We start from the raw sequence: 21875 nt of genomic DNA, 5'->3' as shown, positions 1-21875 counted from the left end.
CTCCTGGGCCAGAGCACTGGTTAGGGTTCCGGCCGTGTGTGGGCGCCCCCCTACCGAGCCATGACGGCCACCACCGTGACCTCCCAGCAGCGCCCTGCCGCCCAGGCCAGTGGCCCGGTGCTGATCGTGGGTGGGGGCTTCGCCGGTCTGTACACCGCCCTGGCTCTCGCCGAGCAGCGGCAACCGCCGCCGGTGCTGCTGCTCGAGCCGAACGATCGCTTCCTGTTCCTGCCGCTTCTCTATGAGTTGCTGAGCGGCGAGCTGCGCGGCTGGGAGATCGCGCCCCGCTACGACGCCTTGCTGGCCAGCAAGGGCATTGCCTGGATGCGCGATCGGGTGACCCACATCGACAGCACGGCCAGGCAGGTCACCACCCGCGGCGGCCGCCGCCTGGACTTCGGCCAGCTGGTGCTGGCCACCGGAGGAGACACCAGCAGCTTTGGCATTCCAGGAGTGGAGGCCCATGCCCTCAGCTTCCGCAGCCTCGACGATGTCGAGCGCCTGCAACAGCTGGTGCAGCAACTGCGCGCCCAGCAGCGCCCCCTGCAGCGACTGGCAATTGTGGGGGCAGGCCCGAGCGGCGTGGAGCTGGCCTGCAAGCTGTCCGACCTGCTGGGCGGCACAGCCCTGGTGGAGCTGATCGAGCAGGCCGGCGAGCCGCTGCAGCAGGCCAAGGCCTTCAACCGGGAGCAGGCGGTGCGGGCCCTGCAGCTGCGCGACGTGCGGCTCCGTACCCACACCCGGGTGCGGGAGGTGGGAGCCAGCCGGCTGGAGCTGGAGGGGCCCACCGGAGCCGAAACCCTGGCCGTGCAGGCCACGATCTGGACCGCAGGCCTGGCCTTCCAGCCGCCGACGATTGAACCGGCGCCGACGAGCGACCGCCGCGGCCGATTGCTGTGTGACGACACCCTGCGCTTGCAGGGCTACACCGATCTGTTTGCAGCGGGGGATATCGCCTGTGTGAAGAGCGGTGAGAACGACCTGCCGGCCAACGCCCAGGTGGCCTTTCAGCAGGCCACCTGCCTCGCCGCCAACCTGGTGCGCGCCAGGGCTGGGGAACCGCTGGAGCCCTTCGGGTTCCGCGACCTGGGCGAGATGATGAGCCTGGGCGTGGGCGACGCCAGCCTGGTGGGGGGCGGGGTGACCCTCGCCGGCCCGGCCGCCTTCCAGTTGCGTCGCCTCGCCTACCTCACCCGGCTGCCCGGCCGCAGCCACCAGCTGCGGGTGGCCGCCGGCTGGCTGGCCGACTGGAGGCCTGCAGCCGCTGCCATGCATGGGAGCTGAGCGCCCGCGGGGCCTGTTGCTCGATGCCATGGGCACCCTGATCGGCCTGCGCAAATCTGTGGGGCACACCTACGCCGAGGCGGCCTGCCGCCATGGGCTGAGCCTCGATGCTGAGGCCCTGAACGCGGCTTTCCGAACGGTGTTTGCGGCTGCGCCGCCCCTGGCCTTCCCCTCGCTTCAGGGCGCTGCCCTGCGCCAGGCTGAGCAGGATTGGTGGACGGCACGGGTGAACGCCACCCTGGAGGCCGTGGGGGTGGAGCGCCCCCCCGCAGAGCTGGGGCCTGAGCTGTTCCACTGCTTTGCCGATGCCGGCCTCTGGCAGCCCTATCCCGAGGTTCCCGCCCTGCTGCAGCGCTGGCACGGACAGGGCCTGAAGCTGGCGGTGGTGAGCAACTTCGACAGCCGCCTGGAGCCCCTGCTGGAGCAGCTCGGGCTCCGAAGCTGGCTGCACGCCGTGGTGGTGTCGAGTGCCGTGGGAGCCGCCAAACCGGAGCCCGCGCCGCTGCTGCTGGCCCTGGAGCAGCTGGCATTGCCTGGCTCAGCCGTGTGGCACGTGGGCGACAGCCACGACGACGAAGCGGCCGCCGCCGCGGCGGGACTGCGCTGTGTGCGGGTGCAACGACCGTGAGACAGGGGGTGCTCTCGGGGCGGACCGTGGGGCTGAGGCCCGCCCAGCGGCGGCGGCTGGAGCAGCTCTGCCACCGGCGGCACCCGGAGGATGGCGTTGCCGAGCTGCTCTGCCTGCAGCGGTTGGCGGCCGAGAGTCGGGAGTTGAACCTGCCGCTCACCTTGGTGGTGGATGGGCGTGGGCTGTGCCGGCTGCTCTGGGTGGGCCCGCTGGAGCAGTCGGGCCAGCTGCTGGAGAAGCTGCCGGGCTCCCAGCGGCGCCAGGGCCGCGCCCTGCGGCTGCTCACCTGCTGCGGCCGGGCCCGCCATCTGGACCCTGGCAACCAGGAAGGGGTGGTGGGGCTCGACCTCCAACCCCAGCTCTGGCTGCGCTACGGCGACCAGGCCGAGGCTGGGGGCCACTGGAAGGGCGCCCTGTTCGTCCCCAGCGGCCAGCAGGGCCAACCCTGGAGCAGCGAACAACTGGGGGAGCTGGGCGCCCTCTGCGCCATCGACCCCGGCCTCTGGGCCCCGTCCACGGGCGAGCCGGGCAGCACTGCCGCCGAGCCCGTAACGGTGCGAAGCACGGGCGGCCAGGAACGGGTGCTGCTGCTGGCCCTCACGCCGGGCGACCGGGCCGCCGCCCAGCGGCTGATCGGCGAACTGGAGGGGCTGGTGCGCAGCGCCGGCGCCCTGGCCGTGGGGGTGGTGGAGCAACGCCGCAGCCAGGTCTCGCCCCACACGGTGTGGGGCGAGGGGAAGCTGGCGGAGGCCGCCCTGGAAGCCCGGCGCCTGGGGGCCAGCCTGGTGGTGACGGATCGGGAGCTGAGCCCACTGCAGGCGCGCAACCTGGAGCGCCTGCTGGACCTGCCGATCAGCGATCGCAGCGAGCTGATCCTGGACATTTTCGCCCAGAGGGCGGCCAGTGCGGCCGGGCGCCTCCAGGTGGAACTGGCCCAGCTGCGCTACCGCCTGCCCCGGCTCAGCGGGCGCGGTCGCAGCCTCTCGCGCCAGGGGGGTGGCATCGGCACCCGGGGGCCGGGCGAAACCCAGCTGGAGAAGGATCGCCGCGCCATCGCCCGGCGGATCGAGCGCCTGCAACGGGATGTGCGTCAGCTGGAGGCCCACCGGGCCAGGTTGCGTAGCGGAAGGCAGGCCCTCAAACGATTGGCCCTGGTGGGTTACACCAACGCCGGCAAGAGTTCCCTGCTCAACGCCCTCACCCGGGCGGAGGGAACGGAGCCGGTGCTCGCCGCCGACAAGCTCTTCGCCACCCTTGATCCCACCACCCGCCGGCTCGGCCTGGGCGGGGCGGGCGGCCTCCCCGGCGAGACCCTGCTGCTCACCGACACGGTTGGATTCATCCGCGAACTGCCCCCCGCGCTGATGGAGGCCTTCCGCTCCACCCTGGAGGAAACCCTCGACGCCGATGGCCTGCTGCTGCTGGTGGACCTGAGCGATCCGGCCTGGCCGGAGCAGCGCCGCACGGTGCTGGCCATTCTCGAGGCGCTCGGGGCCGCGATGCCGCACCGTCTGGTGGCCAACCAGATCGACCGCTGTGCCGCCACCGAGATCGAGCGGGCCCAGGCCCTTGAGCCCGATGCCCTGTTCGTGTCCGCCACCGAGGGGCTTGGGCTGCAGCGGCTGAAGGAGGCCCTGCGGGGCTGGCCCCCGCCAGCGGGTGGGGGGGCTGTGGCAGCATCGAACGCTACGGGCGAAGGCGCCCTTCCCTTCCCTTCACCCCATCCCGACCCCCTCCCTGCCATGGCGCTACAACTCGGCGATACCGTTCCCGATTTCACCCAGGAATCCCAGCTGGGTCCGATCCACTTCTATGACTACGCCGGCGAGAGCTGGGTGGTGCTGTTTTCCCATCCCGCCGACTACACCCCCGTCTGCACCACTGAGCTGGGGGTCGTGTCCCGCCTGCGCCCCGAATGGGAGAAGCGCAACGTCAAAACCATCGCCCTGAGTGTCGACTCCGCCGAGAGCCACAAGGGTTGGATCGGTGACATCAACGAAACCCAGAGCACCAGCGTCGACTACCCGATCCTCGCCGATGCCGACAAGACGGTGAGCAATCTCTACGGGATGATCCATCCCAAGTCGCTCAACAACCTCACGGTGCGCTCGGTGTTCATCATCGACCCCAACAAGAAGCTGCGCCTGCAGATCACCTACCCCGCCAGCACGGGCCGCAACTTTGACGAGATCCTGCGCGTGATCGACTCGCTGCAGCTCACCGACTACCACCAGGTCGCCACGCCGGTGAACTGGAAGGACGGTGAGGACTGTGTGGTGGTGCCCTCCATCTCCACAGACGAAGCCCGCGTCAAGTTCCCGAAGGGTGTCACGGAAGTGAAGCCCTACCTGCGCATGACCCCTCAGCCCAACAAGTGAGGCTGACCTGAAGCGGGGCCGTCATGGCCCACTCTTCCCCCATGAAGGTGCTGGGCCTGATGAGCGGCACCAGTGCCGATGGCGTTGATGCCGTGCTGGCCAGCTTTGCTGGCCCCGCCACCACACCCCGCTGGGAACTGCTCGGCCGCGCAGCGGTGCCCTACCCCGCCGACCTGCGCCAGCGGCTGATCGCCTTTGGCCAGGGGGATCCCTGCAGTGCCGCAGCCATCCTTGAACTGGCCGAAGCCGTCACCGACGTGCAGGCGGAGGCCGCCCTGGCCTGCGATCCCCAGGGCCAGGCGGAGCTGGTGGGTTGCCACGGCCAGACAGTGTGGCACCGCCCTCCAGCGCCTGAGCACGAGGGCAACAGCTGGCAGTTGCTGCAGGCCACCAGGCTGGCCGCCCGGTTGGGACGAGCGGTGGTGCACGACTTTCGCGCCGCCGACCTGGCCCTCGCTGGCCAGGGGGCCCCGCTGGTGCCTCCCGCCGATGCAGCACTGCTGGGGCGCATCGACGGCTGGAGGGGGGTGCTCAACCTCGGCGGCATCGCCAATCTCACCCTGATCCCGCCGGCCCACGGTCCCGAGCGTCACGCCAGCCTGCTGGGCTGGGACTGCGGCCCCGCCAACACCCTGGTGGACCTGGCGGTGGAGCGCTTCAGTGGCGGGCGCCACAGCTTTGATGCCGGCGGCGCCTGGGCCAGCCGTGGCCACATCGATCACGCCGTGGTGGAGACCTGGCTGCAGGAGCCCTATTTCCAGCAGGCCCCACCCAAGTCGACCGGGCGGGAGCTCTTCGGGCGGACCGATCTGGAGCGGCGGCTGCAGGATCTCAGGGTCTCAGCTGGCCTCGCCTCAGCCAGCAGCCCCGCAGCCAGCAGCGCCCCGGCCGAGCTGGAGCCGGCCGACGTGCTCGCCAGCCTCACCGCCTTCAGTGCGGCTGCCGTGGCCCAGGAGCTGAGGCATGGCCCCCAGCCGGTGGAGCTGCTTCTGGCCGGCGGCGGTGCCCGCAATCAGCTGCTGGTGGCGCAGCTGCGGCAGCGCTGCCGGGGCGTGATCGTGCGGCCGCTGGCCGACTTCGGCCTGCAGGACAGCGACCGTGAGGCCCTGGCCTTTGCCCTGCTGGCCTGGTGGAACCATCGAGGCCATCCGGGCAACGCCCCTGCGGTGACCGGTGCCCGGCGCTCCAGCCTGCTGGGGGTGTGGGTGCCTCCCCCCGGCTCAGCTCCCGGCTGACGGGCCCGGCCGCTGCAGGCGCAGCCGCTTCGGGGCGCCCCGCAGTCTTGGGGTGCGCTGCTGTCCCTGGGTCTCCAGCTGCTGGCGCAGGGCGTCGGCACTGACGGGGCCCGCGCCCTCACCGCCGCGGCGGGCTTGCTCCAGCCGGGCGACCCCCTGCTGGATCAGCACCTTGGCCATGTTGCTCACGGTGCGGGAGTCCTGCTCGGCCAGGGCAGCCAGCCGCTGACAGAGCTCCTCAGGCAACACCACCTGGATCCTGGGCGACTTGGGACGCCCGCTGGAGGAGGTTTGCCGGGTCGGCACGCCAGGAAGCCAGAAAGGGTGAGCTGAACCAGGGACGGGAGGGCCAGGGAGCGCGCCCGTTCAGCGCACCCGTTCGGCGCGCCTGGAGCGCCCCGGAGGTCCAGCAGGATCCTAATGGCAACTCTCGGGTGCACATGGATACTAACCATGCCTATGGTGGAGGCAGCCCACCCGTTCCCCGATCCCCCGGAGCTGGCCCCATGCCCCAGAGCCGTAAGCGCCGCACCGCCGAACGCAGTGATGTGCTGGTGTCCGCCGTGATCAGCACCTACCTGCTCACCCACCTGCACCACGTGCTGCAGCGAGCTGAGTACGGGGCCCAGCAGGAAGGCCGCACCGCCCTGGCCGACAACTACGCCGAACTCCGCAAGGTGCTCTGCCTCGATGCCCGCACGATGGAAGATGCCTCCGCCTGCGGCACGCCGGTGAACGACAACCCCAAGGCCGCCTGAAGAGCAGGGATTCCAGCCGCTTGGCAACAGGCCGCTACGGCCTCCTGCCGATTCGCTCTGGCGTGCATAGCCTCGAAGCAGTTGGACCGCCGTCATGGTCGAGAGCTCCATCAGCACCGGCGAAGGGTCGAGCGACCACGCCAGGGCCCTGTATGAGCGCATCAGCGCCGACGCCGAGCTCACCCAGAAGCTGTTCCGCCAGGCCCTGCAGGATCCGGGCGGCGCCCTCGATCAGATCGTGACCCTCGGGACCGAGTACGGGCTGCCGGTGAGCCGCGAGCAGGTCAAGGCCCACGTGGCCTCCCTCGAGGACGGGGCCAGCAAACAGTGGCTGCTCAAGGCCCGCGGTGGTCTCTGAGCCTCCGGGGTAGTTCGCTCGGCTCCGGAATCCAGCCTGGCGGTGCCGGCTGCGCTGCAACCAGCGTGACTCGATGCTGCGGCAGGGCCGACCGCGGTGACTCGGCAGGACGGCGGGCGCCTCCTCCCTGGGCCCAGCTGAAGAACAGCCAGTAGCTCACGATCGCCAGGCCCGCCGCCACCACCAGAGCCGCCACCTGTTCCAGACGCCTGATCATCGAGAAGCACTGCCGGCTGGATCGAGTCTGGCCGAGACGGCTGCGGCCAGGTGGAGGGCTGCGGCCGGGCAGACTGCCTACCCCAGCACAGCGCCGGCTGCACCGCTGCGGCAACGATGCGAAATGATGAGGTCACTCCGCCGTCGCTGCGGCGCCCGCCTGTCCCCCTCACCCCGCTCCGCCCCGTGCTCCGCCTCGAACGCCTCGGCAAGATCTATCCCACCGGGGAGGTGCTGCGGGATGTCACCTGGGAGGTGAAGCCGGGCGACCGCATCGGCCTGGTGGGCGTGAACGGGGCGGGCAAGTCGACCCAGATGAAGATCATCGCCGGCCTGGAGGAGGCCAGCAGCGGCCAGGTGGTGAAGCAGGGCGATCCCCGCATCGCCTACCTGCAACAGGAATTCGATGTGAACCTGGAGCGCACCGTGCGCGAGGAGCTGTTCCAGGCCTTCGGCGAAGCGGCCGAGGTGCTGGTGCGCCAGCACGCCGTGGAGCACGCCATGGCCAGCGATCAGGCCGCCAGCGACCCCGATCACCTCGACGAGCTGATCCACGAGCTGGGCCGCCTGCACAGCCGCTTCGAGGCCCTGCACGGCTACGAGCTCGACGCCCGCATCGACAAGCTGCTGCCCACGATCGGCTTCAGCGCCGAGGGGGCCGAACAGCTGGTGGGCGACTACTCCGGCGGCTGGCAGATGCGCATTGCCCTGGGCAAGATCCTGCTGCAGGAGCCCGATCTGCTGCTGCTCGACGAGCCCACCAACCACCTGGATGTGGAGACGATTCAGTGGCTCGAAGGGTATCTGATCCAGCAGAGCGCCGCCCAGGTGGTGATCAGCCACGACCGCACCTTTCTGGATCGGGTCTGCACCCAGATCGTGGAGACCGAGCGCGGGGTCTCCCGCACCTACCTGGGCAACTACAGCCAGCACCTGGAGCAGAAGGCCCTGGAGCGGGAGGCCACCCAGGCCGCCTTCGAGCGCCAGCAGAAGGAGCTCTCCAGCCAGCAGGCGTACATCGACCGCTTCCGGGCCAGCGCGACTCGCTCCACCCAGGCCAAGAGCCGCGAGAAGCTGCTGGAGAAGGTGGAGCGGGTGGAAGCGCCGATCGAGAGCATCGGTGGGCCCCGCTTCCAGTTCCCCGAAGCGCCCCGCTCCGGCCGCCTGGTGGCCGAGATCGCCGACCTCAGCCACAGCTACGGCGATCAGATCCTCTTCCTGGGAGCGAGCCTGGAGGTGGAACGCGGCGACCGCATCGCCTTCGTGGGCCCCAACGGCGCCGGCAAGTCCACCCTGCTGCGCCTGGTGATGGGGATGGAGCAGCCCAGCGAGGGCCACGCCCGCCTCGGGGAACACAACGTGATCGCCGGCTACTTCGAGCAGAACCAGGCCGAGGCCCTGGACCTCAGCAAGACCGTGATCGACACGATCTTCGAGGTGGTGCCCGACTGGACCCAGACCCAGGTGCGCTCCCTGCTCGGCAACTTCTGCTTCAGCAACGAGAGCGTGTTCAAGCAGGCCGGCAAGCTCTCCGGCGGCGAGAAGGCACGGCTGGCCCTGGCCCTGATGCTGCTGACCCCCTGCAACCTGCTGGTGCTCGATGAGCCCACCAACCACCTCGACATCCCCGCCAAACAGATGCTCGAGGACGCCCTGATCGCCTACGAGGGGGCTGCCTTGCTCGTGAGCCACGACCGCTACTTCATCAGCAGGGTGGCGAACCGCATCGTGGAGATCCGCGATGGTGAGCTCGTGCTGTACCGGGGCGACTACGCCTACTACCTGGAGAAAAAGGAGGAGGAGGCGGAACTGGCGCGCCAGCTGGCCATCAGCGAGGCGAAGGCGGCGAAGACAGCAGCCAACCGGGAGAAACAGCAGGCCAGGGCGGCTGGCCGCAAGGGGAAGGGCAAGGCCGCCTGAGGGGCCGCCGCCGCGTCCGACATAACAGGAAACGAGGACAACAAAGCCCCCCTGTTGCAACGGCTACGAGCAGGACTGAAACAGTTTGTAGCTTTGGCCTGGTCCATCGCCCCTTCGCGACGCCTTCCATGTCGGAACCCCTCTCCCTCAGCCTCGGTCAGCAATTCGAGCTGGAAAGGATGAGCCGTGCCATCGACGACACCGCCGACCTCCAGGCCCTGCAAGGGATCGCCAAGCAGCTCCTGCAGGCGTGGCACAGCCAGAAAGCAGCCACCCAGTGGGTGATGCGTCAACAGCTCGGTGCCCCCTCCCAGTTCGGCGGCGGCCAGCCCAACACCTGGGGGCAGGAGGCGTGAACCGCTCAGGCCGGGGGCGGCGCTGTCAGGCTCCGCCCATCTGCACCGGCACCAGCGTCACATTCCGGCTCTGACCCTGCCGGCTGATGTTGAGGGTGATCTCTCCGCCCACGCCGGCCCGTTCCACCGCAGCCACCACCTGGGAAGGCTCCAGCACCGTTTCCCCGCCGGCCGCCACCACCACATCGCCCTGCTGCAGACCCGCTCGCTCGGCAGGCCCGTCGGCCAGCACCGAGGCCACCCGCACCCCCCTGGTCAGCCCCGTGCCATCGCCCGGGCGCACCAGGTCCATGACGATGCCGATCATCGGATGGCTCACCTTGCCGGTGGCGAGCAGCTGTCTGGCGATGTCACGGGCCCGGTTGATCGGAATCGCAAAGCCCAGCCCAGCGCCCGGCCCCTGCCGCACGAGCGTGTTGATCCCGATCACCTCACCGTCAGCGTTGAGCAGCGGTCCACCGGAGTTGCCGGGGTTGATGGCGGCATCGGTCTGGATCAGCTCCAGCCGCTTGTCGGTGATGCCCAGCTTGGCGGCGTTGCGGTTGAGATTGCTGATGATCCCCATGGTCACGGTGTTGTCGAGGCCGTAGGGGTTGCCCACCGCGATCGCCCAGTCACCCACCTGCAGGTCCTCTGAATCGCCGAGGGGGGCCACGGGCCAGGGTCCCCGTCCAGCGAGCCGCACCACCGCCAGGTCCGTGAGGCGGTCGAGCCCCACCACCGTGCCCTCCACCCGCCGGCCGTCCTGCAGCCCCACCGTCACCCTGTCGGTCTTCTCGACCACGTGGGCGTTGGTGAGGATGAGGCCGTCAGGCTGAATGATGAAGCCACTGCCCTGGCCTCGCTCGGTGCGCTGGGAAGGGGGTGCGGCCCGTTGCTGAGGCAGCCCGAAGAACTGGCGAAAGGCCGGATCGTTGAGCAGCGAGCTGGAGGCGCCACCCCGGCCGCCCCGCACCAGCACGGTGCGCTCGGTGTCGATCGTCACCACGGAGGGGCCAGCGCGGCGCACGGCTGCGGCCACGAACGACTGACGGCCCAGGGCCGCCCCTGCAGCCGATCCCCTGGACTGGGCCGAGGCGGCGGGCGCCAGCGGCTGGCTGAAAGGCCTCAGCGACCCCGGAGGAGCGACCAGGACAGCCAACATGGACCCCGAAACCAGCAGGGACGCTGTGAGACCGGGCAGAGCAGCCCCGGAGCGGCTGGCCCTGGCTCGAACGGCCCGGGAGCGGACGGGGATGGAACGCAGGCGCAGGTGGGCCATGGCGATCAGATCAGAACATCTGGGGGCGGTGAAGGCAACTCGGAGCCAGCGATGGGCTGACCAGCGAAGGGAAGCGGCGAACCGACAGGAGATGACATTCCAACCGTAGGCAGGCCAGCAGACGGAACGCTCCCTGGCGCTCCAGACGCCGCAGCGCCACACCACCCCCTAGATTAAGCAAAGATTTGTATCGACCCATGGACACCGAGCGACTGCTACTCGCCTTTCTGACCTTTGGCGCTGCCTGCACCACCCTGTGGGCCTGGATGCTGGCCAACAGCGGAGCCAATTCCAGTCAATCCAGGCAATGATGGGGCAGACGGTCCGTCCGAGTCCAACTGCAGCAGGCCCCAGGCCATGAACGCGATCCTCTCCCAGATCTTTCCGATCCTCTACGGCATCTGTTTCCTGGCCCTGCTCTGGCAGGCCTTCCGGGTGATGGGCCAGGGCTTCAGGGCCGTCTCGGCCCCCGGGGATCGCCCGCCGCAACGCGCCAACGCTGGCGCCCCCTCCGTTCCCGGGGCCGCCGATCGCACGGGACGGCTCACCATCCACCCCGAACTGCTGGACGCCCAAGGCCAGCTCACCGATGAAGATCTGCTCACCGTGCGCTTCAGCGGTGACAACGAGCGGCCCGCCTTCCCCGGCGATCCCGGCTGAGGCCCCATCACTGAATAGGCTCACCGTTGAGCACGTGATTTCAGGGAGGGCGAGCATTTGGATCCACGCACGCGCATCGTGGCGGCACTGTTGCGGAACCTCAAGCTGCCTCCTCGCTTTCGCCTCAAACTGGTGAAGGACGATCCGATCCGGCTGGAGCTGAGCCTCACCCCCGCCTATGGCAAGGCGCCAGTGCTGGTGGGCCTGGTGGAATCCCAGGACCTGGTGGCCCGACGCGACCGGGAAGGCCGCATTCCCAGGGATCTCCAGGGCACCTGGGACTGGACTGTGCGCCACGGCAAGGTGAGCACCGGCGGCTGGAACCCTTACCTCAAGGAGGCCCTGCAGACGATGTTCGAGACCGGGCTGCCCGCCGTGGTCTACGAAGAACTCACCGGCGAGGCCTACCACCCGGTGGATGGCGTGAGGCACGTGCGCTGACGCCGGAGTCTGCGATCAGGCCGCCGGCGCGGCCCCGGCCTGGACTGGCAGGCTGATGGAGCCGCTGCCGATCGATGCTCTGCTGGGCAGCATCGAGGCCACCCTGGCCCTGCCGGGCGCCACCCTGCTGCTTCAGGCCCCACCCGGTGCCGGCAAGACCACCCGGGTGCCGGGAGCCGCGCTGGGCGCCCTCAACACCGGCGCTGGCCCGGCCACGCCACGGGTGTGGATGGTGGAGCCACGGCGTCTCGCCGCCCGGGCTGCAGCCCAGCGGCTGGCTGCTGAGCTGGGCGAACCGGTGGGCCAGCGGGTGGGCTACAGCGTGAGGCTGGAGCGGCGCGTCAGTGCGGCCACCCGCATCGAGGTGCTCACCGGCGGCCTGTTCCTGCGCCGGCTCCAGGCGGATCCGGCCCTGGAGGGAGTGGGTTGTCTGATACTCGATGAGTTCCACGAGCGCCATGCCGACACCGACCTGGCCCTGGCCCTGGTGCGCCAGGCCCGGGAGCTGCTGGCTCCCGACCTGCGCCTGGTGGTGATGTCAGCCACGCTGGAACTCGAGGCCCTGGCCGCCCAGATGCCCGAGGCCAGCGTGTTGCGCAGCGCCGGCCGCAGCCATCCGGTGAGCGTGGCGCACCAGCTGCCCCGCCCAGACGAGCCCCTGGCCCGGCAGGTGGTGCGCGCCCTCGAAAGCCAGGGCTGGCCCCATGACCCTGTTGCAGCCGATGCCGCACTGGGCACCACCGCCCTGGTGTTCCTGCCAGGTCAGGCGGAGATCCACGCCTGCGGGCGGGCCCTGGAGGCCTGCGGCTGGGGCGATGCCATCGACTGGGTGGCCCTGCACGGCAGCCTGCCCCTGGAACAGCAGAGCATCGCCATCGCCGCCGCCAGGCCCGGGCGCCCCAAGGTGGTGCTGGCCACCAGCCTGGCCGAGAGCTCCCTCACCATCGCCGGTGTGGGCCTGGTGATCGATGCCGGCCTCAGCCGCCGTAGTCGCTTCGATCCGGGTACCGGCCTGGAGGGCCTGGTGACCCTGCCGGCCAGCCAGGCCAGTGCCGAGCAGCGCACCGGGCGGGCCGGCAGGCTGGGACCGGGGCACTGCGTGCGGCTCTGGTCCCCCGCCGAGCAGCAGCGACGCCCCGCCCACGACCCTGCGGCGCTGCTGGAGGCCGACCCTCTTCCCCTGGCCCTGCAGCTGGCCAGGTGGGGCGATCCCCTCGGCACGGCGCTGGCCTGGCTCGATCCGCCGCCCGCCGCGGCCCTGGCAGAGGCCCTGCAGCGGTTGGAGCAGCTGCAGGCCATCGAGGCCAACGGCAGGCTGAGCCGCCACGGCCGCCGCCTGGCGGAGCTGGGCCTGCACCCCCGGCTCGGCCACATGCTGGTGGTGGCGGAGCAGTGGGGAGCGCAGCCCCTGGCCAGTGCCCTGGCCGTGCTGCTGAGCGAGCGCGACCCCCTCGGCCGCCAGGAGGCCGGCAGCGATCTGCTCGCCCGGCTGGACTGGCTGCGCCGCCAGTCGAGCGGCCACCCCCTGCGCCGGCTCCAGGCCCAGTGGCTGCGCCTGGCCGCAGCGGGCAAGGCCTCGGATCCCGCTATGCATCTGTCCGGGCTGCCCGGCAACACCCCCGGGGATGACGCCACGCTCACGGCCCGCCTGGTGGCAGCCGCCTATCCGGAACGGCTCGCCCTGGCCCGGCCCGATGGCCGCGGTCGCTTCCTGCTGCGCAGCGGCCGCGGAGCCACCCTCCACCCCCAGGACCCGCTGGTGGGGGAGCCGGCCCTGGCCGTGGCGGTGCTCGATGGAGCCCAGCAGGATGCGCGCATCCTGCTGGCGGTGCCGCTGCCGCTGGAGCAGCTGCAGGCCCTGGCGGAGCAGCAGGGGCAGTGGCTGGAGCAGGCCCGTTGGGATGCCAGCGCCGGCAGGGTGCGCTGCGAGCGGACCCTGCGGCTCGATGCCCTGGTGCTGGAGCGCAGGCCCTGGCCCCAGGCCGACGCCGCCGCGGTGGCGGCTGCCCTGCAGGAGGGGCTGTGCCAGCGGGGGCTGACGGCCCTGCCCTGGACCGCGGCCACACGCCAGCTGCAGCAGCGGCTCAACCTGGCTCACCAGTACCTGGGGGCGCCCTGGCCAGACCGAAAGGACAGCGCCTTGCTGGAGCAGCTCGGCAGCTGGCTGGGGCCATCCCTGGTGGGGATGCGCAGCCTCGGCGACCTGGCCCAGCTCGACCTGGCCGAGGCGCTCTGGGCTGAGCTCCCCTGGTCGCGGCGGCGCGAGCTGGATCAGCTGCTGCCTGGAAGCCTCACCCTGCCGACAGGGCGCCAGGTGCGCCTCGACTACAGCGGCGGAGCGCCGGTGCTGGCGGCGAAGCTGCAGGAGTTCTTTGGGGTCGCAGAGGGGCCGACCGTGCTCGGCGGCAGGCTGCCGGTGACCCTGCACCTGCTGAGTCCGGCGGGGCGGCCAGCGGCGATCACCTCGGATCTGGCGGGGTTCTGGGCCGCCGGCTATCGGGAGGTGCGACGGGAGCTGCGTGGCCGCTATCCCAGACATCCCTGGCCCGAGGACGGTGCCCGGGCCCAGCCCACCCGCCTCACCAAGGCGGCCCTCGGTCAGAGTGGTGCCACGTCGTAGTGATGAGTGGTGGTGGCGATGGCGCGCTTCCTGGCCGGCAGGCCGTTGTTCCCGGGGAACCGGCGGGATGGATCCAGGCTGCTGAGCAGTGCCCTGGTGATCTGCTGCATCGGCCTGGTACGGCTCGACCACCCCGCCGGCCAGCTGCTGGCCCTCCTGGCGGGCCTGGTGAGCCTCTACTGGTGGCGCTGTTACCAGCAGCTGCAGTCCTGAGCCGATGCTGGCGGTCCCTTCCCCGGCCCCCTGGCCCCCAGGCCAGGCCCTGCCGCGCTACAGCGTCAGGGAGCTCAATGCCGCCATCGGGGCGCTGATCGAGCGGGGCTTTGCCCCCCGCTTTCTGCTGGAGGCCACCGTCAGCAGGCCCCAGCTCAAGAAGGGGCACCTGTGGATGACCCTGGTGGATGAGCAGGCCTCGATCTCGGCCGTGGTGTGGGCCTCCCAACGACAGAAGCTCAGCCTGCAGCCCGCTGATGGCGATGGGGTGGTGGTGGTGGGCAAGATCAACTTCTGGGCCAGCCGCGCCTCCCTGTGCGTGCAGGTGCTGGACCTCAGGCCAAGCCTCAGCAGCGTGATGCGCCGCTTCGAGCAGGTGCGGGGGGCGCTGATCGGTGAGGGGCTGTTCGATGAGGAGCGCAAGCGGCCCCTGCCCCACGCCCCCCAGCGCATCGCCCTGCTCACCAGCGTGCCCAGCTCCGCCCTGGCCGACATGCTGCGCACGGCGGCGGAGCGCTGGCCGGCCACGGCCGTGCTGCTGGTGCCGATCCCTGTGCAGGGAGGCGTGGAGGCCCGCATCTGCGCCGCGCTGCGCAGCCTCTATGGCCGGGTGGCCCGGGAGGGCATCGAGGCCATCGTGCTGGCCCGCGGCGGCGGCAGCCGCGAAGACCTCGCCGTCTTTGACGGAGAAGACCTGGCCCGGCTCCTGGCCGAGAGCCCGGTGCCTCTGGTGAGCGGCATCGGCCATGAGGACGACACCACCATCGCCGATCTGGTGGCCGACTACCGCGCCGCCACACCCACCGCCGCCCTGGTGGCTCTGCTGCCGGAGCGTCAGAGCGTGCTGGCCAGCCTGTTGCAGACGCGCCGACAGCTCGGACAGCTGATCCGCTGGCACCTGCAGGGCCAGCGCCAGCAGGTCGGGCGGCTTGAGGAACGCCTGCAGCAGCTGCACCCCCGCCAGCTGCTGCAGCAACGCCGCCAGACCCTCCGGCAGACCCAGGCCCTGCTGCGAGCCCTCTCCCCCGAGCAGGTGCTCAGGCGGGGCTTCAGCCTGATCCGCTCAGCTGAGGGGGAGCTGCTGCGGTCGGTCGGGGCGGTGCGACCTGGCTCCCAGGTGATGCTGGAATGGGCCGATGGTCGGGCCGTGGCCGAGGTGCGCGAGATTGGGCCCAAGCCCTCTGCGGACCAGCCCCGATCCTGACCATGGCCAGCAAGAGATCCCGCAGCGCCGAAACGATCGCGGCCGGCCTCAGTTACCGCGAGGCCCACACGGCTCTGGAGCTGATTCTGGCCGAGCTGCAGAGCCCTGATCTGGATGTGGAGGAGATGACTGGCCACTACCGGCGGGCCCAGGCCTATGCCGAGCGCTGTGAACAGATCCTCAGCAAGGTGGAGCAGGAGGTGCTGCTCTGGGATCCCAGCGGCGATGACAACAGCGACCCCACCCCCTACACGCCATGACCCCGTCTCCCAGCCCAGCCCCGGCTGCCCTCAGGCCCGAGCAGCCCCCCAGCGCCTGGCTGCGTTGGCTCTACCTGGGCCTGGCCGTGGCGGGGGCGGTGCTGCCCTGGCTCGCCAATCTCGACTACATGCGCGCCTATGGCGGCAGCTTTGATCTGGGCCAGTTCATCGGCCTGGCCAACGCCAACCCAGCCGCCGCCTCCCTGTCGCGGGATCTGGCGATCGGGGCCACGGCGGTGCTGATCTGGATCGTGCAGGAAAGCCGCCGCCTGAAGATGCGTGGGCTGCCCCTGGTGATCGCGGCCTGCCTCCTGATCGCCTTCGCCTGCGGCGCCCCCCTGTTTCTCTATCTGCGCGAGCGACGGCTCGACGAACTCTCCAGTGCCTGAGGGCGTTGTGAGCGCCTGGACCGGGCCCAGCGATGGCCCGCTGCTCAGCTGTCGAGGCTGCATCAGCACGGAGATGCATGATCAGCGCGGTGACGTTCCCTCGTCATCCAGGTCCTGGGAGGACACCACATCCACATCGATCGTGGCCGAGGCGGCATCAACGCCTCCAGATGCACGGCACGTGAAGGCATCACCCCCGAACACCTGGGCCTGCTCAACGCCAACGGCGTCAGCGTCCAGCCCGGTGCCGCAGGCCGGGCAGACAGGGGCCCCGAAGCTGGTCAGGCCGCAGCTGGGACACACCCTGATGCGCCGCTTCAACAGCTGCCAGGCCACCACACCCGCGCCAGCCAGGAACAGCGGCAACAGCAGCAGGGTGAGGGTGATGCCACCGAGCACGTCCAACAGCACGCGGCCGGCGGGAGAGGGCGCGAGCAGCAACAGCCCCAGCAGGCCGATCCACACCCATGGGAATGACCTCGGCATGATTCCAGGACGATGCAAGGGGCTGGCGGTGTCAAGCCTTGAGCTCCACACCGTTCCATCCTGGCCTGGCAGGGCCGGCGCAGCGGGCATCGACATGATCGGGAGCCCTGGCGTCGCTGCGTTGGGAACGTGAGCGGGGTGCTTCAGGGCCGCGCGCGGCTGGGGCGGCGGATGACCACACTGAGGCACTGGGAGTAATAAATGAGCACGCCGATCAGCCACACCCAGAGGCCAAACACCAGCACGCCACCCACCAGCCCATAGGCCTGAAATCGCAGACCAAGGGCCACAAGCACCCGGCCCAGCAAGAGGTTGAGCAGAGTGAATGAAGCAGCGAGAAAGCCGGCTCCAGGCAAGAGATCACGCCAGGGCACATGACGCGAAGGAAGCATCCAGAGCAGCAGAAGCGACGCCAGCAGACTAAATCCCAAGGTGCTGAGAAGCCCCACCCCTAAATCGAAGGGACGCTGAAAGTCCAGCATCCGGGGAAAGATCGTGGGCAGCAGATCCCTGAGCACCAGGCTGCCGGGGAGGGTCGATTGATGAGCCAGCCGATCCATCACGATCACCAGCGCCAGCAAGCCCATCAGAGCCAGGGCCTTGAGCCGCAGCGCGAAGAAGCGCCAGAGCAGGCGGCGCCAGCCGATCTCACCAGGACCATCGGGTCGACTCCACCAGATACGGTCAGCGCCCCGCTGCAGGGTGAGATAGGCATTGCTGGCCGTCAGCACCAGCACCACCACACCCAACAATCCAGCCCCCCCGCCCTGACGCAGGAAGGCATTCAAGCCTGAGGTCACGGCAGGCATGGCCGTGCCGGGCAGAACTTGGCGGGCTCCGCTCAAAAGCCGATCCACCAAGCCTTCATCCTGGCCCAGCACCCGCGCAGCCAACGACAAGGCAATCAGGCCGATCGGAAACACCGACTGCATCGCGTGATAGGCAAAGGCCGCACTGAGGTCCACACAATCGTGGTGAAACCACAGGCGCAGAGCAGCCCAGAGGGCCCGCACCCATCTCATGGGCAGTCTCATGGGCAGCTTCGATCGAACCGAGCCTGGGCTTGCGGGCAACGCTTCCTCCCATGGACAGGTGTCCACCATGCCGCAGCAACCAACAACCGATGGGCGCTACGGACAATCGGCACAAAAAAAGGCCACCCACAGGGTGACCTTTTGATCATCGGAGCAAAGCACAAAAAAGGTTTTACCTGGCATCGACCTATTTTCTCAGGGGGCTTCCCCCCAACTATCGTCGGCGCTGCAGCGTTTCACAACCGAGTTCGAGATGGATCGGTGTGGTTCCACTGCGCCATGGACACCAGGATAGAAGACTCATGATGGAGTCTTCTGCTTCTTGTCTTGCTCTCAGGTTGAACCCTGAGAACTGCATAGGTTAGATCAGCTCCAGACAACCTTGATGGTCATCTCTTGCTCATCCTCTGGAAACAAGCTGTTAAGAGCTCGAGTTGATGGTCAAGCCCTCGGTCTATTAGTACTCCTCCGCTTCACACATTACTGCGCTTCCACGTAGAGCCTATCAACGGGTGTTCTTCCCGTGACCTTACTGGGTTAACCCATGGGAATACTCATCTTGAGGTGGGCTTCCCACTTAGATGCTTTCAGCGGTTATCCTCTCCGCACATGGCTACCCAGCGTTTACCGTTGGCACGATAACTGGTACACCAGAGGTGCGTTCCTCCCGGTCCTCTCGTACTAGGGAGAAATCCTCTCAATATTCCTGCGCATGCACCGGATATGGACCGAACTGTCTCACGACGTTCTGAACCCAGCTCGCGTACCGCTTTAATGGGCGAACAGCCCAACCCTTGGGACCGACTTCAGCCCCAGGTTGCGATGAGCCGACATCGAGGTGCCAAACCTCCCCGTCGATGTGAACTCTTGGGGGAGATCAGCCTGTTATCCCTAGAGTAACTTTTATCCGTTGAGCGACGGCCCTTCCACGCAGAACCGTCGGATCACTAAAGCCGAGTTTCCTCCCTGTTCGACTTGTAGGTCTCACAGTCAAGCTTGCTTCTGCTTTTACACTCGTCGCTGATTTCCAACCAGCCTGAGCAAACCTTTGCGCGCCTCCGTTACCTTTTAGGAGGCGACCGCCCCAGTCAAACTGCCCACCTGATACTGTCCAGCCCCCGGATAACGGGTGGCTGTTAGAACTCTAGCTCGGAAAGAGTGGTATCTCACCAGTGGCTCACCATCACCCACAAGCAATGGTTCATAGCCTCCCACCTATCCTGCGCATTCCGAGCCCGAGCACAATACCAAGCTACAGTAAAGCTTCATAGGGTCTTTCTGTCCGGGTGCACGTAGTCCGCATCTTCACAGACAATTCTATTTCGCCGAGCCTCTCTCCGAGACAGCGCCCAGATCGTTACGCCTTTCGTGCGGGTCGGAACTTACCCGACAAGGAATTTCGCTACCTTAGGACCGTTATAGTTACGGCCGCCGTTCACCGGGGCTTCAGTCGCTAGCTTCGCTTACGCTGACCAGCTTCCTTAACCTTCCGGCACTGGGCAGGCGTCAGCCCCCATACATCGTCTTGCGACTTAGCGGAGACCTGTGTTTTTGGTAAACAGTCGCCTGGGCCTCTTCACTGCGACCACCTTGCGGTGGCACCCCTTCTCCCGAAGTTACGGGGCCATTTTGCCGAGTTCCTTAGAGAGAGTTATCTCGCGCCCCTCGGTATTCTCTACCACCCCACCTGTGTCGGTTTCGGGTACAGGCCATCATGCCTTAACGGGTATAGGGCTTTTCTTGGAAGCTTGACGTCACCCACTTCGCTGCCGTAGCAGCTCGTACTCACGCCTCAGCTCAGGATGTTTTCTCCACCCCTCAACGCCTCGAACGCTTGAACCAGTAACCAACGTCTGGCTGGGCTAGCCTTCTCCGTCCCCCTTCCCAAAACATGACAGGTACAGGAATGTTAACCTGTTGTCCATCGACTACGCCTTTCGGCCTCGCCTTAGGTCCTGACTAACCCTCCGCGGACGAGCCTGCCGGAGGAACCCTTAGGGTTTCGGGGCATGGGATTCTCACCCATGTTTTCGCTACTCAAGCCGACATTCTCACTTCCATGCAGTCCACGCCCGCTTACGCTAACGCTTCACCCCACATGGAACGCTCCCCTACCACTTGATTGTTCCTAAGAACAATTAAATCCGCAGCTTCGGTACAATGCTTAGCCCCGTTCATTTTCGGCGCAGGATCGCTCGACCAGTGAGCTATTACGCACTCCTTTGAGGATGGCTGCTTCTGGGCAAACCTCCTGGTTGTCTGGGCAATCCCACCTCCTTTATCACTCAGCATTGATTTGGGGACCTTAGCTGGCGGTCTGGGCTGTTTCCCTTTCGACCATGGAGCTTATCCCCCACAGTCTGACTGCCTTGCTACACACAGGGTATTCAGAGTTCGTCTCGATTTGGTACCGCTCTCGCAGCCCGCACCGAAACGGTGGCTTTACCCCCCTGCTGGAGCACAAGACGCTACGCCTCAACGTATTTCGGGGAGAACCAGCTAGCTCCGGGTTCGATTGGCATTTCACCCCTAACCACAGCTCATCCGCTGGTTTTTCAACACCAGTCGGTTCGGACCTCCACTTGGTATCACCCAAGCTTCATCCTGGCCATGGTTAGATCACCCGGGTTCGGGTCTATAAACACTGACCAACGCCCTATTCAGACTCGCTTTCGCTATGGCTCCACCATTTCCGGTTTAACCTGCCAGTGCCTATAAGTCGCCGGCTCATTCTTCAACAGGCACACGGTCACCCGATCAGTCGGGCTCCCATTGCTTGTAAGCTCACGGTTTCATGTTCTATTTCACTCCCCTCCCGGGGTTCTTTTCACCTTTCCCTCGCGGTACTGTTGCGCTATCGGTCACACAGGAGTACTTAGCCTTACGAGGTGGTCCTCGCGGATTCACACGGAATTTCACGTGCTCCGTGCTACTCGGGATTCAGCTAGGCCAGTTTCGTTTTCGGTTACGGGGCTTTCACCCTCTATGGCGCGCCATTCAAACGCTTCTCCTAACGTCCCTGGTCCACGTTGCTGTCCCACAACCCCGATGCTCGAAAGCATCGGTTTAGGCTCTTCCCCGTTCGCTCGCCGCTACTGAGGGAGTCGTTTTTACTTTCCTTTCCTCCAGCTACTAAGATGTTTCAGTTCGCTGGGTTGGCTCGCGCCACCCTATGGATTCAGGTGGCCGTTCTAGGGGTTGCCCCATTCGGAAATTCCCGGATCAATGCGTGTTTCCAGCTCCCCGAGACTTATCGCAGGTAACTACGTCCTTCATCGCCTCTGTGTGCCAAGGTATCCACCGTGAGCCCTTTGTAGCTTGACCATTTCATCTCCCAGTGCTTCAGGCTGTTGAGGCCTATTCTCTCAACATTCACCTGCTCCCTTGCGGTTGCGGTTTGAATGAAGGATCAAACTCTTCACTCCTCGGCGGAGTGCTAAGAACACTGGAAGTTCTCGGCTCTTAACTTCATAGAATTGATTTGATCTCATCTGGATCTTTCAATCCATCTGAAATCAAACATCCATGAGATGCTTTATTTCCAGATTCACCTATGCAGTTGTCAAGGTTCTTCGCCAAACCCTCAGCCGCTAAAACATCTAAAATGCTCTAGCTACTGGGAGTCCAGCATCATGCCACCACCTGAAAAGATGGAGGCATGAGGCTGGAGTCGCGCTTGGGCTCACACCAATACCGGTTTACCGATACTGTCCTGTTACCGATACCGTCTTGGTCACGTCTCCCTCAGGACTGATCTCCTGTTTCTGAGAACTACTCTGAGAATTGATCTGAGAACTAGTCTGAGAACCTACACTTGAATGGAGGTTAGCGGACTCGAACCGCTGACATCCTGCTTGCAAAGCAGGCGCTCTACCAACTGAGCTAAACCCCCAGACATGAATGGGCCATCCTGGACTTGAACCAGGGACCTCACCCTTATCAGGGTGCGCTCTAACCACCTGAGCTAATGGCCCAGGAGATTTCCAAACCGATCACACGGCTTGGGCTTACCCTCAGGGGGTGACCTAGACAACGTTTAGGAACTGAAAAAGGCTTCACGCTCTCCCACACCACAACACTTCCACCAAGGCATCACCTGATCTCAACTCACCTTGCGGTGTGCTGATCCCTGATGACAACCTGGCTTGCATGCCGGATCTGTTCTGCGCTTGCC

General features: G+C 67.1%; 19 protein-coding genes, 2 tRNA genes, 2 rRNA genes and 1 pseudogene. 16 read left to right on the top strand and 8 right to left on the bottom strand.

What is annotated here, in order from left to right; genetic code table 11:
- Nucleotides 1–60 precede the first annotated feature (60 nt).
- From IQ220_RS07960 to IQ220_RS07945, 5 genes and pseudogenes are all read left to right on the top strand, one after another.
- Nucleotides 61–1284 carry an NAD(P)/FAD-dependent oxidoreductase gene (locus IQ220_RS07960; protein ID WP_193914244.1) on the top strand — a complete coding sequence of 408 codons (1224 nt, stop codon included), beginning with the start codon at nucleotides 61–63 and terminating at the stop codon, nucleotides 1282–1284.
- Entirely contained in the window at nucleotides 1274–1912 is a 639-nt protein-coding gene (locus IQ220_RS07955; protein ID WP_193914242.1) for an HAD-IA family hydrolase, read from the top strand. The genes IQ220_RS07960 and IQ220_RS07955 overlap by 11 nt, the downstream gene beginning before the upstream one ends.
- Nucleotides 1831–3492 (top strand): annotated as a pseudogene (hflX, locus tag IQ220_RS15710) (GTPase HflX); the annotation flags it as partial. The gene IQ220_RS07955 and the pseudogene hflX, both read left to right, overlap by 82 nt.
- Nucleotides 3493–3654: 162 nt before the next feature.
- A complete protein-coding gene (locus tag IQ220_RS15705; protein ID WP_228009045.1) occupies nucleotides 3655–4290 on the top strand; it encodes a peroxiredoxin in 636 nt (211 codons plus the stop codon).
- 41 nt (nucleotides 4291–4331) lie between these two features.
- Nucleotides 4332–5525, top strand: coding sequence for an anhydro-N-acetylmuramic acid kinase (locus tag IQ220_RS07945; RefSeq protein WP_193914541.1), 1194 nt, complete (start codon nucleotides 4332–4334; stop codon nucleotides 5523–5525).
- On the opposite strand, the gene IQ220_RS07940 is transcribed toward IQ220_RS07945, so the two are convergent.
- Complete coding sequence (locus tag IQ220_RS07940) at nucleotides 5511–5831, bottom strand: hypothetical protein (RefSeq protein ID WP_193815875.1); 321 nt, start codon at nucleotides 5829–5831, stop codon at nucleotides 5511–5513. The two genes, IQ220_RS07945 and IQ220_RS07940, sit on opposite strands and share 15 nt — an antisense overlap.
- Before the next feature lie 200 nt (nucleotides 5832–6031).
- On the opposite strand from IQ220_RS07940, the gene IQ220_RS07935 reads away from it, so the two are divergent.
- The 4 genes from IQ220_RS07935 to IQ220_RS07920 all read left to right on the top strand — a co-directional run bounded on the left by IQ220_RS07935 (nucleotide 6032) and on the right by IQ220_RS07920 (nucleotide 9133).
- On the top strand, nucleotides 6032–6283 hold the full coding sequence (locus IQ220_RS07935; RefSeq protein ID WP_186698509.1) for a hypothetical protein: 252 nt from the start codon (nucleotides 6032–6034) through the stop codon (nucleotides 6281–6283).
- A gap of 94 nt (nucleotides 6284–6377) precedes the next feature.
- Nucleotides 6378–6641 carry a hypothetical protein gene (locus IQ220_RS07930; protein ID WP_193815401.1) on the top strand — a complete coding sequence of 88 codons (264 nt, stop codon included), beginning with the start codon at nucleotides 6378–6380 and terminating at the stop codon, nucleotides 6639–6641.
- A 402-nt stretch (nucleotides 6642–7043) separates the two neighbouring features.
- Entirely contained in the window at nucleotides 7044–8777 is a 1734-nt protein-coding gene (locus IQ220_RS07925; protein WP_193914238.1) for an ABC-F family ATP-binding cassette domain-containing protein, read from the top strand.
- 128 nt (nucleotides 8778–8905) lie between these two features.
- Entirely contained in the window at nucleotides 8906–9133 is a 228-nt protein-coding gene (locus tag IQ220_RS07920; RefSeq protein WP_193815399.1) for a hypothetical protein, read from the top strand.
- Between the two features lie 25 nt (nucleotides 9134–9158).
- On the opposite strand, the gene IQ220_RS07915 is transcribed toward IQ220_RS07920, so the two are convergent.
- Nucleotides 9159–10277, bottom strand: coding sequence for a trypsin-like peptidase domain-containing protein (locus IQ220_RS07915; protein WP_193914236.1), 1119 nt, complete (start codon nucleotides 10275–10277; stop codon nucleotides 9159–9161).
- Between the two features lie 474 nt (nucleotides 10278–10751).
- Between IQ220_RS07915 and IQ220_RS07910 the strand changes: the two genes are divergently transcribed.
- From IQ220_RS07910 to IQ220_RS07880, 7 genes are read left to right on the top strand one after another with little or no spacing between them, the layout of a single operon-like run.
- A complete protein-coding gene (locus IQ220_RS07910; RefSeq protein WP_193914234.1) occupies nucleotides 10752–11054 on the top strand; it encodes a DUF2973 domain-containing protein in 303 nt (100 codons plus the stop codon).
- A 57-nt stretch (nucleotides 11055–11111) separates the two neighbouring features.
- A complete protein-coding gene (locus IQ220_RS07905) occupies nucleotides 11112–11495 on the top strand; it encodes a hypothetical protein (protein WP_186698499.1) in 384 nt (127 codons plus the stop codon).
- A gap of 55 nt (nucleotides 11496–11550) precedes the next feature.
- A complete protein-coding gene (gene hrpB / locus IQ220_RS07900) occupies nucleotides 11551–14115 on the top strand; it encodes an ATP-dependent helicase HrpB (RefSeq protein WP_193914232.1) in 2565 nt (854 codons plus the stop codon).
- Between the two features lie 18 nt (nucleotides 14116–14133).
- The gene (locus tag IQ220_RS07895; RefSeq protein ID WP_186698495.1) at nucleotides 14134–14328 is read left to right on the top strand and encodes a hypothetical protein; all 195 of its coding nucleotides are present in this window, start codon (nucleotides 14134–14136) and stop codon (nucleotides 14326–14328) included.
- 4 nt (nucleotides 14329–14332) lie between these two features.
- Entirely contained in the window at nucleotides 14333–15532 is a 1200-nt protein-coding gene (gene xseA, locus IQ220_RS07890; RefSeq protein WP_193914230.1) for an exodeoxyribonuclease VII large subunit, read from the top strand.
- 2 nt (nucleotides 15533–15534) lie between these two features.
- Nucleotides 15535–15792, top strand: coding sequence for an exodeoxyribonuclease VII small subunit (gene xseB, locus IQ220_RS07885; RefSeq protein WP_186698491.1), 258 nt, complete (start codon nucleotides 15535–15537; stop codon nucleotides 15790–15792).
- Nucleotides 15789–16181 (top strand): DUF2834 domain-containing protein, encoded by a 393-nt coding sequence (locus tag IQ220_RS07880; RefSeq protein WP_193914228.1) that lies wholly within the window; start codon nucleotides 15789–15791, stop codon nucleotides 16179–16181. The genes xseB and IQ220_RS07880 overlap by 4 nt, the downstream gene beginning before the upstream one ends.
- Nucleotides 16182–16262: 81 nt before the next feature.
- Here IQ220_RS07880 and IQ220_RS07875 read toward each other — a convergent pair whose 3' ends face one another.
- From IQ220_RS07875 to IQ220_RS07850, 6 genes are all read right to left on the bottom strand, one after another.
- Nucleotides 16263–16667, bottom strand: a complete 405-nt coding sequence (locus IQ220_RS07875; protein ID WP_193914225.1) for a hypothetical protein — start codon at nucleotides 16665–16667, stop codon at nucleotides 16263–16265.
- Between the two features lie 143 nt (nucleotides 16668–16810).
- A complete protein-coding gene (locus IQ220_RS07870) occupies nucleotides 16811–17701 on the bottom strand; it encodes a YhjD/YihY/BrkB family envelope integrity protein (protein WP_228009020.1) in 891 nt (296 codons plus the stop codon).
- 174 nt (nucleotides 17702–17875) lie between these two features.
- Nucleotides 17876–17992 (bottom strand): 5S ribosomal RNA (gene rrf / locus IQ220_RS07865).
- A gap of 146 nt (nucleotides 17993–18138) precedes the next feature.
- Nucleotides 18139–21025 (bottom strand): 23S ribosomal RNA (locus tag IQ220_RS07860).
- A 495-nt stretch (nucleotides 21026–21520) separates the two neighbouring features.
- A tRNA-Ala gene (locus IQ220_RS07855) sits at nucleotides 21521–21593 on the bottom strand.
- A gap of 9 nt (nucleotides 21594–21602) precedes the next feature.
- A tRNA-OTHER gene (locus IQ220_RS07850) sits at nucleotides 21603–21675 on the bottom strand.
- Nucleotides 21676–21875 lie beyond the last annotated feature (200 nt).

This window comes from Cyanobium sp. LEGE 06113 (assembly GCF_015207615.1).
The sequence above is the reverse complement of the archived record's forward strand: the minus strand, read 5'-3'. Positions and strand labels throughout refer to the sequence as shown.

What these genes read in the sequence shown, in the direction of transcription:
- xseA (WP_193914230.1), top strand. Translation starts at nt 14,333, where the DNA reads ATGCTGGCGGTCCCTTCCCCGGCCCCCTGGCCCCCAGGCCAGGCCCTG.
- IQ220_RS07870 (WP_228009020.1), bottom strand. Translation starts at nt 17,701, where the DNA reads ATGAGACTGCCCATGAGATGGGTGCGGGCCCTCTGGGCTGCTCTGCGC.
- IQ220_RS07880 (WP_193914228.1), top strand. Translation starts at nt 15,789, where the DNA reads ATGACCCCGTCTCCCAGCCCAGCCCCGGCTGCCCTCAGGCCCGAGCAG.
- hrpB (WP_193914232.1), top strand. Translation starts at nt 11,551, where the DNA reads ATGGAGCCGCTGCCGATCGATGCTCTGCTGGGCAGCATCGAGGCCACC.
- IQ220_RS07910 (WP_193914234.1), top strand. Translation starts at nt 10,752, where the DNA reads ATGAACGCGATCCTCTCCCAGATCTTTCCGATCCTCTACGGCATCTGT.
- IQ220_RS07930 (WP_193815401.1), top strand. Translation starts at nt 6,378, where the DNA reads ATGGTCGAGAGCTCCATCAGCACCGGCGAAGGGTCGAGCGACCACGCC.
- IQ220_RS07955 (WP_193914242.1), top strand. Translation starts at nt 1,274, where the DNA reads ATGGGAGCTGAGCGCCCGCGGGGCCTGTTGCTCGATGCCATGGGCACC.
- IQ220_RS07935 (WP_186698509.1), top strand. Translation starts at nt 6,032, where the DNA reads ATGCCCCAGAGCCGTAAGCGCCGCACCGCCGAACGCAGTGATGTGCTG.
- IQ220_RS07895 (WP_186698495.1), top strand. Translation starts at nt 14,134, where the DNA reads ATGGCGCGCTTCCTGGCCGGCAGGCCGTTGTTCCCGGGGAACCGGCGG.
- IQ220_RS15705 (WP_228009045.1), top strand. Translation starts at nt 3,655, where the DNA reads ATGGCGCTACAACTCGGCGATACCGTTCCCGATTTCACCCAGGAATCC.
- IQ220_RS07945 (WP_193914541.1), top strand. Translation starts at nt 4,332, where the DNA reads ATGAAGGTGCTGGGCCTGATGAGCGGCACCAGTGCCGATGGCGTTGAT.
- IQ220_RS07875 (WP_193914225.1), bottom strand. Translation starts at nt 16,667, where the DNA reads ATGCCGAGGTCATTCCCATGGGTGTGGATCGGCCTGCTGGGGCTGTTG.
- IQ220_RS07960 (WP_193914244.1), top strand. Translation starts at nt 61, where the DNA reads ATGACGGCCACCACCGTGACCTCCCAGCAGCGCCCTGCCGCCCAGGCC.
- xseB (WP_186698491.1), top strand. Translation starts at nt 15,535, where the DNA reads ATGGCCAGCAAGAGATCCCGCAGCGCCGAAACGATCGCGGCCGGCCTC.
- IQ220_RS07920 (WP_193815399.1), top strand. Translation starts at nt 8,906, where the DNA reads ATGTCGGAACCCCTCTCCCTCAGCCTCGGTCAGCAATTCGAGCTGGAA.
- IQ220_RS07915 (WP_193914236.1), bottom strand. Translation starts at nt 10,277, where the DNA reads ATGTTGGCTGTCCTGGTCGCTCCTCCGGGGTCGCTGAGGCCTTTCAGC.